Raw genomic sequence first — 12,867 nt, forward strand, 5'->3', positions numbered from 1 at the left:
CTTGCAATAATGTCTTTTGAAACTGCTTAATCGCTTCGATGATATTAGGTAGTCGATTGGCAACCCAGAGATGAAAATCAGTCGCTACCTGATCATTTCGTGATCTCGCCGTATGCAGCTTTCCCGCAACGGGCCCAATTTTTTCAGTTAACAACACTTCAACATTCATATGCACATCTTCCTGCGCAATTTGTAGCGTTGCCACACCTGACTCAAAGTCGGCACGCACCGCTTGTAACCCGGCCACGATTTGGGCAGCTTCTGCCGCTGTAATGATTGCCTGTTGTCCCAACATTTGTGCGTGCGCAATCGATGCTTGAATATCCTCAGCAATCATGTATTGATCTGCTGCAATTGAAGCACCATACGCTTGTACCCGGTCGGATCCAGTTTCCGTAAATCGACCACCCCATAATTTATCAGTCATGCTGCTCACCCTGTTCAGAATGAACATGATTAACCTGTTCAAACACGGTGTTGCCTAGAGTCCACAGTTTGATAAATCCAACTGCTGCGGCTTGATCGAATGATGAACTGGCCGTATACGTCGCCAAATTTTCATCATAGAGTGAATTTTTAGCTGACTGACGCGCCACAGCAATTGCAGAACCCTTGAATAACTTCATCTTCACGTCACCGTTTACAACTTGCTGCGTTACCTTGATAAACGCTTGCAGCGCATCAAACAAAGGCGACACCCACTTGGCATCGTAGACTAAGTTCGCTAAGTGTTCGGCCACAATTGGCTTAAAATGTGCAACATCTCGTTCCAACGTCAAGTCTTCCAAATCCTTGTGGGCCGTCATCAAAACAGTGGCGGCTGGCACCTCATAAATTTCACGTGACTTAATACCGACTAATCGATTCTCAATATGATCAACACGGCCAATCCCGTGCGCGCCAGCCAACACATTTAACTTTTCAAGGATTGTTGTTAGCGACATTGCTTCACCATCCAAGGCAACTGGCAAACCGGCTTCGAAACTAATCGTGACAAAATCAGCAACGTCCGGTGTATCTGCAATTGCTGTAGTCAACTCATATGCTTCCTCAGGCGCTTCATGCCATGGATTTTCTAGAATTCCCGCTTCAATTGCACGCCCCCAAATATTTTCATCAATTGAGTATGGTGACTCCTCACCTACTGGAATGGGTACATGATGCGCATCTGCATAGGCAATCTCTTCTTCACGTGACCATTGAAAATCTCGAATTGGTGCCTCAATTTTCAAATTAGGGTCAAAGGCGTGAATCGCAGCCTCAAAACGAACTTGATCATTACCGTGACCTGTCGATCCATGCGCAATTGTTGTCGCACCAATCTGATGCGCGATTTCGACTAACTTCTTAATGATTAACGGCCGTGACAATGCCGAAACTAATGGATACTCACCTTCATATAACAAATTTCCTTGAATAACTGGTGCCACATAATCTGTCGCAAATTCTTCTTTGGCATCCAACAGGATTGACGCTTCGGCACCCACTTGTAACGCCTTGGCTTTGATGAAATCCAAGTCTTTACCATGTTGACCAACATCTAGCACAACCGCCGTTACGGCATACCCCTTCTCCTTAAGCCAAGGAATGGCCACCGAAGTATCTAAACCGCCTGAATAAGCTAAAACCAACTTTTCTTGCATATTTATTCCCCTTTTTGAATATTTGACTATTCGTCAATTGTAACTATTTATTCAAAAATAGCAAGATTAATTGTATTTTTATTCTAAATAAATTCAATAAATCATGATAAAAGACGCATTTAATCGGTGGTATTATTGTTAATCGGAATACTAAATCAATATTTTGAAAATCATAAAATATTCATATTTGTCAATCGGATGCTTCTATTCAATTATTTACATATTTTTTCAATCCATCCGCCATTTTTGTATATTTCAGAGAACTAACCCTGTGCATAAACGAATTAAACATCTGTTTTTAACAAAAAAATCCGCGGAGACAGTCATCTCCGCGGATTTTGATTTTTAAATTGTCATTAATTAGTTTTCAGGCGTTGCTGGCACCTTGATATCGCCAGAAATAATCTTTGCCTTTGCAGTCTCAACAGCCTTCTTCTCGTCTGCATTCAAGTTCTTCGTGACAACACCGACTCCGCCTTCCTTCAAGCCGTAGTAAACAGTCTTGCCACCAGGGAACTTATCCTTTTGCGCTGATTCCGTAATCAATTGCACACCACGACCAACACCCGTCAATGATGATGTCAACGTCAAGTTAGCTGACTTGCCATCCTTTGACTTGTAGTCACCCATGTTTGTTTGGTCCATATCGACACCGATGACCCAAACCTTATCCTTTGAATCCGCAGCCAACGTTGCGTCTTGGTCCTTCGCAGCTTGGAAGACACCATTTCCAACACCACCAGCGGCTTGGAAAATAATGTGCTCACCTTGCGCCATCTTGGCCTTAGCAATTGTTTGTCCCTTGGCTGGGTCTGAGAACGTACCTGCATACGTTGCATCGACCTTCATATTAGGATCAACTGACTTCACACCGGCTTGGTAACCAGCCAAGAATGATTCGATCACTTGGTTCTTCATACCACCAACGAAACCAACCGTATCGTCACCGATTTCCTTGGCCTTTGTCGCAGCGGCGATACCAACCAAGTATGATGATTGCTCTGAGTGGAACATGACTGATGCAACGTTCTTGTACTTCTTATCCGCAATTTCATCAACCAACACAAACTTCGTGTCAGGATACTTCTTAGAAACGGTTTGGACTGAATCCTTAAACGTGTTTCCGATAGCTGAAACGACATTGTACTTAGCAGTAGCAGCTTGCGTCAATTGCGTATCGTAATCGGCGACCGTCTTAGGTTGGAAGTAGTTGTAACCATTTTGTCCCTTAGACAAGTTGTTAGCCTTACCCCACTTCTCTAAGCCTTCCCAAGCGCTTTGGTTGAAGCCCTTGTCATTTACACCGTTTGTGTCTGAAACAACCGCAGCGGTGAATTTATCGCTTGATCCGCCCTTGCTACCTGACGTTGCGGCATACGCAATCCCTGCAACGACAACAACTGCTACACCACCAATAATCAATGTCCGACGTGAAACCATTTTTCCTAATACCTCCAAAGTATAAAATCCCTCGACCCGACCACTCTTTTTGCCTTGAAAATTACCAGCTCAGAGTCCAAATAAAAATGTAATTTTTACTACTATAAGGTTCTATTTAAGATAATGCAAGGGGTCAGTTCATTACATTTTTCATGGTTTTCGAATTATTAAAAACGATTAACCTAATAACAACTGTATTTAAGGCCCTAAAATAAGTATTTTTCGTAAATGTCTTATTTTTAGTAACTATATTTATGAGAGAAATGTAATATGCGAACAAATTACGAACATTTTTAAAACCCACCATTGATTATTGTCGTGAAGTACGTATAATTAGAAACAACAATTTTATGGGGGATATCATGGCAAACACAGAAACGCACGATAGCATTTTGGTGTTGGACTTCGGTTCACAATATAACCAACTCATTTCACGACGCATTCGCGAATTGGGTGTTTATTCTGAATTAAAGCCACACACAATGACGGCCGCTGAAATTAAGGCACTTAATCCAAAGGGACTCATCTTTTCAGGTGGGCCTAACTCGGTCTATGAAGACGGTGCGTTCACGATTGATCCAGAAGTGTTCAATTTGGACATTCCAATCCTTGGCGTTTGCTACGGTATGCAATTGATGGCACATGTATTGCCTGGCGGAAAAGTGGCGCCAGCGAATGATTCATCAGAATACGGTGAAACTGAAATGGACGTGACGGCTGACAACACCGTTTTGTTCGGCGGCACACCAGAAACGCAAACTGTTTTGATGTCACACGGTGATTACGTTGAGCAAGTACCTGATGGCTTTAAGGCCGTTGCCACGTCTGACAACACGCCAATCGCAGCCATGGAAGATACTTACCACAACTTCTACGGGGTGCAATTCCACGCTGAAGTGCAACATACTGAATACGGCATGCAAATTTTGGAAAACTTCGTTGACAAGGCAGTTCGTGCAGAACGCAATTGGTCAATGGATGATTTCATCGACGAGCAAATCACGAAGATTCGTGAAACCGTTGGTGACAAGAAGGTCTTGCTGGGTCTTTCTGGTGGGGTTGATTCATCAGTTGTGGGTGTTTTGTTACAACGTGCTATTGGTGATCAATTGACATCAATTTTCGTTGATCACGGTTTGCTACGTAAAAACGAAGCAGATGAAGTGATGGCTGCTTTGGGCGGTAAGTTCGGCCTGAACATCATTAAAGTTGATGCACAAGAACGTTTCTTGACGAAGTTGGCCGGGGTTACTGATCCTGAGCAAAAGCGTAAGATTATCGGAAACGAATTTATTCGCGTCTTTGACGAAGAAGCCGCTAAGCTTGATGGCATCGACTTCTTGGCACAAGGCACGTTGTACACTGACGTGATTGAATCAGGAACGGATACCGCGCAAACGATCAAGTCACACCACAACGTCGGCGGTTTGCCAGAAGACATGCAATTCCAATTGATTGAGCCCCTTAACACACTCTTCAAGGATGAAGTTCGTGCGTTGGGTGAGAAGTTGGGTATGCCACACGAACTTGTTTGGCGCCAACCTTTCCCTGGTCCTGGCTTGGGGATTCGTGTTTTGGGTGACATTACTGAAGCAAAGCTCGAAATTGTGCGCGAATCTGATGCAATCTTGCGTGAAGAAATTGCTAAGCATGGTTTGGATAGCGAAGTTTGGCAATACTTCACTGTCTTGACGGGGGTCCGTTCAGTCGGTGTCATGGGTGATGGCCGTACGTACGACTATACGATTGCCATTCGTGCTATCACGTCTGTTGATGGGATGACGGCTGACTTCGCTAAGTTGCCATGGGATATCTTGGAAGAGATTTCTCGTCGCATCGTCAATGAAGTCGACCACATTAACCGCGTCGTGTACGATATCACGGCCAAGCCACCTGCAACTGTTGAGTGGGAGTAATATTTAATATCTAAACGAAAAAACCGCCATGGAATAAACAAATTCCAAGGTGGTTTTTTGTATCTATTCAAAACTTTATCCCCAAATCAAAAATCACATCACTGAGCATGCTTACTTTTATGATACGTTTATTTAGTATTGTAAATAAAATACATAATAATATAGAAAAGAGCACCGTTATGATAACTGAAATTGTCGGTACCCGACTACTGACGTTGCGCCAACAACGCCAATTAACCCTGCAAGAAGTCAGCACACTAACAGGTGTCAGCACTGCTTCTCTGAATAACATAGAGCGCCACACTACTTCGCCTTCCATCGATACACTCTGGAAGATTTCTAGTGGTCTAGCTGTGCCCATTAACTACTTTTTTGCGACCGATCCTGTCGACTTTGAACTAGCTAGACCTGCGGATTTCCACAATATTGCTAGCGAAGATGCAGGTGTCGTGGTCCAATCGGTCTTTAACTCGATTGCGTCGAATAACTTTGAAGTCTTTGATTTGTCACTGACTAGCCAGTCAGCGCGGCAATCTGCCGCCCACGTACCAGGGACGGTAGAGGTATTAATTGTAAAAACCGGCACCTTAACAATGCAGGTCAATGGGCAAACATTTCAAATTCCGGCTGGTACCATGGCCAAGTTTAACGGAGCATTTGCGCATGAATATCGGAATGACACTACGACCGACACTAGTTTTGTCAGTCTCATGATTTATAATCGCTAGGAGCATGTATGGCCATAAAGTCTGTTTTACTCGGTATTCTTGCCGCTTTATTTTTCTCGTTGACCTTTCTCTTAAATGAAATCAATTTGCATGCGGCTGGCGACTGGGTATGGGTGTCCACCCTCCGTTACCTATGGATGTTACCGATGATTGCCATGTTGGCTTATGTCCCTCAGGTGAAGGCAAATTTCCGTAAGGTGTGGCTGGCAATCAAAGATGCGCCATTCTATTGGCTACTCTGGAGTAATGTGTGTTTCGTTTTGTTTTACGTCCCGCTCACCTGGGCTGCACAGTTTCTTCCCGGGTGGTTGGTGTCTAGCTTATGGCAACTCACTATCATCTTCGGTGTGCTCACAACGCCATTAATGAAGGTCACCGATAGTTCTGGTGTATCACATCGTTTGCAGATACCGCGAAATAAATTGAAGTGGATGGTCATTATCATCATCGGAATTGCCATGACCACGATTCAAACAACCGGATTTGCTGGTTTTAATCATAAATTTTGGTTTGCCGTCATCGCAATTCTAATCGCAGCCATTTGTTATCCACTGGGGAACCGCCAAATCGGCGTTCGTTACCCCGATTTCAACGGGTTAGAAAAAGTTTTTGGGATGTTGATTGCGACATACCCAACTTTCATTTTGTTGGCAATCATTGGTTATTTGAGATCAGGATTGCCAAACCATACAACGCTCTTAAGCACGTTCACAGTTGCTCTGTCTTCTGGCGTTATTGCAACGGTACTTTTCTTCCAAGCAACCGCGATGGCCGCTCGGAACATGGAAGTGTTGGCAACTGTTGAAGCCACCCAATCATTTGAGGTGATTTTCACGGTATTGCTGGGCGTTCTATTTTTAAATCATGCGTTACCGACACATATCCAATTGTTGGGTTTGCTCGTTATGATTCTCGGTATTGTGGGGATTAACCTAACTCGTAAAAGACGTTATTAATCGTGAAAAGGCCACCGCACAGTGCGATGGCCTTTTTCATTACAAACAAAAACACGCCACAAACATGGCGTGTTTCATACTATGAAAGCTGAGAAGATAGTATCTGCGTTTTTGAGATTGTTGAGATTGTGAAGTATTAAGTCGTACGTACTACCTTCTCATTTGCGGTTGCCCGCAATGATGTTAAACGGGTTCGCACCGTTTAACACCGATAAGCTTAAGCCTCCTGATTTAGCTCAAGTAACAAACGATAAATCGCACCATACAGATTAGCATCATTACCAAATTTACCGGGCACGATATCGACATGACTAATCATGCGATTGATATATGGATTCCCTTGATAAAATGCCTCGTACGCTTCACGAATGGTTGCCGTCACAATCGGTTGGGCTGAAATACCACCACCGATTACGACCCGTTCAATATCAACCGTTGCTTGCAAATTTTGAATCTGTAGCGCGATTGTTCGTGCGTATTGATTAAAAATACGCTTAGCTTGCGGATAACCAGCATTGATGAACTCAAATACTTTTTCTCCATCGTGGACATCCGGCAACTCCAATTCGGTCGCGATTTCCTTAATCATCTCAACCGCCGACCCTGTAAAACCAAACCGTGATTCACGATCCGTCGTAATTTTATGGTAAATAAATGATAATTCACCAGCTTCATAATGAGCACCATAGTGTAACTGACCGTCAATTACAAAACCACCGCCAACACCCGTGCCAAGGACCAGCGCTAAACCATTCGCGACCCCTTTTAACTCACCCACCCAAAGTTCAGCAAGTGCAGCGGCTTTCCCATCATTTTCAATAGCTAACGGCAAATCTAATTGCAACGCCGTCTTTAGGTCGACGCCGTCTAAAAACGACCACATCACCCCGGCATGAATAGTACCCGTGTCATGATTAACACGCACCGGCAAGCTAATGCCAACACCCCGAATATCGTCATGATACAATGCAATAATCGCCTGCAATTGCGCAACAAAAGTCTTTAGATCTCGACGATTTGTTGGCTGATTACCACGTTCAACCAATTCTCCACTATGATTAACTAAACCATATTTAACTTTGGTACCACCAACATCGATGGCCAAATAATGATTTTCCATTTTTATCCCTTTCATTCATGAGCTGTCTCACCCAATTTATTGGCATGACGCCCAGGGCGAATTGCGGCCTTCATAAAGGCCACAATGGCTAATAACAATAACATAAAGCTAATAATCACGTAATTAGCAATTTCACTTGTTTGATTAAACCAACCGTTCAGTGTCTTAAGCACATATGGGCTTGCCGACACACCAACATTGATTCCCACTAACATCATTGTTGATCCTAATGTCTGTGAGACCGCATTTGTCTCAGCTGCTAAATTACTAAAGATTCCTGGCATAACCATACCAAACGCAAATCCGTAACCCGCAACGGCTACCGCTGACAAGATGAGCGACTGACTCTGTATCAAGATGAACACCATCGTCATCGCCAATGTTGCGCCAATCGCAATCGAGTAGCGCCCTAACAAACGCTTAATCTGTCCAAACAACAATGATGACAAAAATTGGAATGCCGTCACAAGTCCCGTGACAAAACTGGCATCAGCGGCTGTTCCGTAACCGCGTTCGGCAAATACCGGCGCCATTTTAACCGTGATGCCAAAATATGCCGTAAACCAAAAGAATGCAAATACCGCTGAAAAAATCATCGCTCCATTTACGCGGACATGACCACTCGCAGTAACATGTTCTTCCTCAACCACTGGCGTATTATCGGGTACTAACAAACCAAACAAGACCAATGGAATTGCCCCAAGCGCGTACACACCAAACGCGGCGTGCCAACCACCGCCCATTAGGAATCCCACGACCCACGTCAGCAAAGTTGTCACCATCGCAGCCGCCGCATCTCGATAACCAATCAAAGCGTCACGCTCATGACCCGTGTAATACATCGAAATCAATGAGAACGATAACGAATTAAATAATCCGACACCGGCACCAAATAGGAACCGACTAGCTAGCATAATCGTATAATTCTCGGTAAACATCGGTGTAATACCTGCAATTACCGAAACCAATAACCCTAGAACAACGGTGCGCTTGTTTCCCATTAATCTTGTTACAAGCGGTGACAACAAAACAAATATCAAAATACCTAAACTCGACACAGACATCAATAATTCAATGTCCGTTTGCGAATGACCAGCCAAAGTTTGATGAATCAGTGGCACGGTTACCTGGACGGCCGCTGCCGCATTCGTTAGCGTTGCAATTGATAGCAACGCTACCTTAAACCAAAAACTATGTTTATTCATATAATCATCACTCCCCAAATTAATCCCTATTCTACATATGTCGACCAACACTAACCAACGTCAGCACGGCCAACATAATCATGAAAACGTTATATAAAATGGCCAACATTTTACTAGAAAGTCGTTGACTCAACGTTGTACCAACATAACCACCGATAATCGCCACAATCGCAAGCCATGGAACCAGGCCTAAGTCATACCGACTATAATCATTCGCAATCACAATGGTGTATATTTTTGAAATCTGTGAGAAAAAGATACTTGCAATCGAATAAATTGCTGCGTCGCGCAGTGTAAAACCAAAACAAATTACCAATAACGAGACGTTCAACGGACCTCCACCGATGGCCAAAAAGATAGATATTGCACCTAAAAACAATCCCAAGCCAAACGATGCCAACCAATGTGGCTTTTTTACACGTTGCCGTTGTGGCATCGCCCGCGTATAGATAATCAAAAAGATTAACGTTAGAAATAATATAATCGACTGGGTTAACTGCACTTTATTTTCAGGAAAATAGCGTAGTAATACCGTCAACAAGCTATTCCCTATATAACCACCGAGTAATGATCCCACTGAAATTTCAAGCAACATTGGCAAGTCATACTTAAAGCCCGACTTAATTTGCTTAACAATTGATACTAAACACATCGTAAATACGACAACGGTTGTATAAAAGCCAATGACTTGTACCGAATCTGGCGAGAACAAATCTGTCATTGCTTTTAATACAATGCCCCCACCAATCCCGGCCAATGCCCCAATGATTGTTGCAATAAATGTCGCAATAACATACAAAACATTCAGCATAAATGCCTCATTCTTCCGTCAAACTACGGCCGTTCGTTGCAATAACGCGTTGATACCAAGCAAAAGAATCCTTCTTTTCACGCTGATAAGTGCCGTTACCGTGATTATCCACGTCAACATAGATGAATCCATAACGCTTGTCCATCGAACCACTACTTGCCGCAATCAAATCAATTGGCCCCCAAGCGGTATATCCCATCACATCAACGCCATCCAATTCGATTGCCTTTTCGACTTCAAGCAAATGTTGTTTGAGATAATCGATGCGATAATCGTCATGAATCTGCCCATTGGCATCCTTTTCGTCATAAGCACCTAATCCATTTTCAACAATCATAACCGGCTTCTCATAGCGGTAATACAATGTATTCAAGGCGAAACGCAACCCCTGTGGATTGATGCCCCAACCCCAGTCTGACTTTTTCAAATACGGATTGGTATAACCGGTCTCTAACCCATTCAACCCCTTTAAGATTCCCTGTGTCTTCTGACCAGTCACGTGGGTCAAGTAATAGCTAAACGACACAAAATCTACGGTTCCCGCCGCCAAAATGGCTTTATCACCGGAGTGTTCTGGCAGCACAATATGCTTACGTTCAAATTCTTTTAACTTGTAATTTGGGTATTTACCACGAACCTGGACATCCGCATAAAACATCATGAGTTTTTGAAAATCTTCAGTTCCTTGTACGTCTGCCGGATCAGGACTATTAGGGTATGAAAAATGCCCGTTATACATCATGCCGACTTTATTCTCGGCATTTAATTCATGCGCTAACTTAACAACTTTCGCGCTCGCCAAAAATTGATGATATGCCGCTTGCATCTTATCGTTCTCACTGGCATCTAAGCTAATACCACCAGCGTTCCAAGGCATCGTCGACATATTATTAATTTCGTTAAACGTTAGCCAGTACCGCACACGCCCATCGAAATGACGCAATAACGTCTCCGCATAACGGACAAACAAATCAACCACTTCACGCCCTTGCCAAAATCCATATTTTTCTAACCCCATCGGGGTATCAAAATGTTGAATCGTAACCAACGGTTCAATACCATACGACAAACACAAGTCCACAATTTTATCGTAAAAGTCCAATCCTTTCTGATTTGGTTTGGCATCATCCCCATTCGGAAAGACACGTGTCCAAGCCATTGAAAACCGGTAGACTTTAAAACCTAGTTCAGCAAACAGGGCAATATCTTCTGCATAATGTTCATAGTGTTTAATCGCATCGTGTGTCGGATAAAACTTAGCTGAATCAATTGCATCAGTAATCTCACGAGGCGCGCCATTTTCGGCTAACGTCATCATGTCAGCTGTGCTAAGCCCTTTACCATCAACATCGTAAGCACCTTCAATCTGTTCAGCTGAAGTTGCACCACCCCAGAGGAAACCTGCTGGAAAAGCCATATGTATTTAATCTCCTTTTCTTGCTATTTCTAAGCAAGAAACAGTATAGCTAGCTAACCAAGCGCAATAATAGCTTTTCAAATCGACTTGTCAGACCGTTGCACACTCAAACAAGAAAACGCTTACATACCATGCAACGCTATTGCGCAAAATAACACTTTCACATGAAAAAACGGACCTACCAATTGCAGCCCGTTCCACTTTAAGATTGATCCTTGATAATTGGGTTCTCCGTAAACCGATAACGTTGGTACTCCTTCTCTATCTGCATTTTTGTTTCGTTTGCCTCAACGTGCCGCGATAAATAACTGGCATACAAAATATCCAGCAGGTACGAAACAGATACATCGGTACTAAAATTACCAAAGTTTTGAATTAGGCGCTCACGTGTACTCATTGGCAACAAGATATCCGCATGCTCAGACAATGTGTTTTTTCCATAGGCTGTTAGCGCAATCACCTGTAATTTCCGATTATCCATGATCGTCATTAACCGATGAATATCTTGTGTTTCTCCCGAGTAAGAAATCAGTACAACAACATCATTCGCTACCGATTCTTGCAAATAAAAATCTACTAAATCCGTTCGCGATAATTGCGTAATTGGTCGACCTATCCGCAACATCTTATTCGCAAATATCTCTGCCAAGTGGCGATGGTCCCCGGCAGAATAGACATAAATATGTTGCGCATCACTTAGCTTTTTCGTTGCACTCTCAAGTTGTTGGTAATCTTGCAAAGAAAGCGTATCTGCTACGACTTCGGTATACAGTTGGCGAATATTATTAGCAACTGACCAAATGCTATCGCTCGGTAAAAATGGCTGATTAACATCAATATCTTGCACATTATGAGCTAGATACAAGCGTTCTTTTATCAACGCCTCTTTAAATTCAGGAAAGCCTGAAAATCCCAATCGCTGACAGAAACGTGTCACCGTCGAAGGGGACACGTAAAGATCATTCGCTAGCTGACGGGCCGTTAATTCTTTTATTTCCGATGTATCATTCAAAAAATAGTCAGATAACTGCTTTTCAACACTACTCATTGCTTCTTGGTTTTCCAATGACTCTTTAATTAACATGACCTTCTCCTGAAAACGCTTACTTTTAATACGACTTTACCACATTTCCTGAAAGTCGGAAATTGTGGTGCCTTTCTTAATCAATCATTTTGGCAAGTGATTTTAGCATGAAACAAAATAATGAACAGACTGGTCTTTATTTTGTTTCGCTCTATAATTAGAACCATCAAGTAAAGGAGCATAACATGAACGAAAATAACTACACGCAACTCGTCACTGCATTTGCTGAGGCTAACGGCTTTACCTTCTATCAAGGCGCGCAAGCTAGTCCAGCCTTGATTCGTAATTGGGTAAATGGCACCCGCAAGATTCACTTCGTTTCTTACGGTAACGACAGTCAAACGGCTAGCTGGCATTTCATCAACGAAGGCTTTGAACATCCTGTTTCACACCTTGGTACCGGCATTGATGAATTAACTGATTGGCTAGACAACGTCATCGCGCCACAACTTCCTTAAAACATATCAAAGTGATCTAACCGGTCACTTTCTGAAAAAATGTGATAAAATCACCTGACGTTTTAAATAACGATACATATTCAAAAACG

At 43.0% G+C, this 12,867-nt stretch carries 12 protein-coding genes; 4 read left to right on the top strand and 8 right to left on the bottom strand.

Features of this window, described 5'->3' with window-relative positions:
• The 3 genes from WEIDD23_RS07055 to WEIDD23_RS07065 all read right to left on the bottom strand — a co-directional run.
• On the bottom strand, positions 1-427 hold a 427-nt coding region (locus WEIDD23_RS07055; RefSeq protein ID WP_242865461.1), incomplete at its 3' end, for a lyase family protein.
• On the bottom strand, positions 420-1,643 hold the full coding sequence (locus WEIDD23_RS07060; protein WP_062358870.1) for an argininosuccinate synthase: 1,224 nt from the start codon (positions 1,641-1,643) through the stop codon (positions 420-422). The genes WEIDD23_RS07060 and WEIDD23_RS07055, both read right to left, overlap by 8 nt.
• Positions 1,644-2,003: 360 nt before the next feature.
• Positions 2,004-3,083 carry a BMP family lipoprotein gene (locus WEIDD23_RS07065; RefSeq protein WP_010373309.1) on the bottom strand — a complete coding sequence of 360 codons (1,080 nt, stop codon included), beginning with the start codon at positions 3,081-3,083 and terminating at the stop codon, positions 2,004-2,006.
• Positions 3,084-3,445: 362 nt separating this feature from the next.
• Between WEIDD23_RS07065 and guaA the strand changes: the two genes are divergently transcribed.
• The 3 genes from guaA to WEIDD23_RS07080 all read left to right on the top strand — a co-directional run bounded on the left by guaA (position 3,446) and on the right by WEIDD23_RS07080 (position 6,683).
• Positions 3,446-4,999 (top strand): glutamine-hydrolyzing GMP synthase, encoded by a 1,554-nt coding sequence (guaA, locus tag WEIDD23_RS07070; RefSeq protein ID WP_010373312.1) that lies wholly within the window; start codon positions 3,446-3,448, stop codon positions 4,997-4,999.
• Between the two features lie 179 nt (positions 5,000-5,178).
• A complete protein-coding gene (locus WEIDD23_RS07075) occupies positions 5,179-5,727 on the top strand; it encodes a helix-turn-helix domain-containing protein (protein WP_010373314.1) in 549 nt (182 codons plus the stop codon).
• An 8-nt stretch (positions 5,728-5,735) separates the two neighbouring features.
• Entirely contained in the window at positions 5,736-6,683 is a 948-nt protein-coding gene (locus WEIDD23_RS07080) for a multidrug resistance efflux transporter family protein (RefSeq protein WP_038229214.1), read from the top strand.
• 217 nt (positions 6,684-6,900) lie between these two features.
• Here WEIDD23_RS07080 and WEIDD23_RS07085 read toward each other — a convergent pair whose 3' ends face one another.
• From WEIDD23_RS07085 to WEIDD23_RS07105, 5 genes are all read right to left on the bottom strand, one after another.
• Positions 6,901-7,803, bottom strand: a complete 903-nt coding sequence (locus WEIDD23_RS07085; protein WP_062358871.1) for an ROK family protein — start codon at positions 7,801-7,803, stop codon at positions 6,901-6,903.
• An 11-nt stretch (positions 7,804-7,814) separates the two neighbouring features.
• On the bottom strand, positions 7,815-9,008 hold the full coding sequence (locus tag WEIDD23_RS07090) for an MFS transporter (protein WP_010373318.1): 1,194 nt from the start codon (positions 9,006-9,008) through the stop codon (positions 7,815-7,817).
• 31 nt (positions 9,009-9,039) lie between these two features.
• Entirely contained in the window at positions 9,040-9,819 is a 780-nt protein-coding gene (locus WEIDD23_RS07095) for a sulfite exporter TauE/SafE family protein (protein WP_062358872.1), read from the bottom strand.
• 7 nt (positions 9,820-9,826) lie between these two features.
• The gene (locus tag WEIDD23_RS07100; RefSeq protein ID WP_010373321.1) at positions 9,827-11,236 is read right to left on the bottom strand and encodes a glycoside hydrolase family 1 protein; all 1,410 of its coding nucleotides are present in this window, start codon (positions 11,234-11,236) and stop codon (positions 9,827-9,829) included.
• Positions 11,237-11,438: 202 nt separating this feature from the next.
• Positions 11,439-12,320 carry a MurR/RpiR family transcriptional regulator gene (locus tag WEIDD23_RS07105; protein ID WP_010373323.1) on the bottom strand — a complete coding sequence of 294 codons (882 nt, stop codon included), beginning with the start codon at positions 12,318-12,320 and terminating at the stop codon, positions 11,439-11,441.
• A 185-nt stretch (positions 12,321-12,505) separates the two neighbouring features.
• Between WEIDD23_RS07105 and WEIDD23_RS07110 the strand changes: the two genes are divergently transcribed.
• Positions 12,506-12,778 (top strand): hypothetical protein, encoded by a 273-nt coding sequence (locus WEIDD23_RS07110; protein WP_010373326.1) that lies wholly within the window; start codon positions 12,506-12,508, stop codon positions 12,776-12,778.
• Positions 12,779-12,867: the final 89 nt, after the last annotated feature.

The organism is Weissella sp. DD23, assembly GCF_001579105.1.
GTDB classification, from domain to species: Bacteria; Bacillota; Bacilli; order Lactobacillales; family Lactobacillaceae; genus Weissella; species Weissella cibaria.

Excerpts from the sequence above, each read along its gene's own strand:
- WEIDD23_RS07060 (WP_062358870.1), bottom strand. The coding sequence starts at position 1,643 with ATGCAAGAAAAGTTGGTTTTAGCTTATTCAGGCGGTTTAGATACTTCG.
- WEIDD23_RS07065 (WP_010373309.1), bottom strand. The coding sequence starts at position 3,083 with ATGGTTTCACGTCGGACATTGATTATTGGTGGTGTAGCAGTTGTTGTC.
- guaA (WP_010373312.1), top strand. The coding sequence starts at position 3,446 with ATGGCAAACACAGAAACGCACGATAGCATTTTGGTGTTGGACTTCGGT.
- WEIDD23_RS07075 (WP_010373314.1), top strand. The coding sequence starts at position 5,179 with ATGATAACTGAAATTGTCGGTACCCGACTACTGACGTTGCGCCAACAA.
- WEIDD23_RS07080 (WP_038229214.1), top strand. The coding sequence starts at position 5,736 with ATGGCCATAAAGTCTGTTTTACTCGGTATTCTTGCCGCTTTATTTTTC.
- WEIDD23_RS07085 (WP_062358871.1), bottom strand. The coding sequence starts at position 7,803 with ATGGAAAATCATTATTTGGCCATCGATGTTGGTGGTACCAAAGTTAAA.
- WEIDD23_RS07090 (WP_010373318.1), bottom strand. The coding sequence starts at position 9,008 with ATGAATAAACATAGTTTTTGGTTTAAGGTAGCGTTGCTATCAATTGCA.
- WEIDD23_RS07095 (WP_062358872.1), bottom strand. The coding sequence starts at position 9,819 with ATGCTGAATGTTTTGTATGTTATTGCGACATTTATTGCAACAATCATT.
- WEIDD23_RS07100 (WP_010373321.1), bottom strand. The coding sequence starts at position 11,236 with ATGGCTTTTCCAGCAGGTTTCCTCTGGGGTGGTGCAACTTCAGCTGAA.
- WEIDD23_RS07105 (WP_010373323.1), bottom strand. The coding sequence starts at position 12,320 with ATGTTAATTAAAGAGTCATTGGAAAACCAAGAAGCAATGAGTAGTGTT.
- WEIDD23_RS07110 (WP_010373326.1), top strand. The coding sequence starts at position 12,506 with ATGAACGAAAATAACTACACGCAACTCGTCACTGCATTTGCTGAGGCT.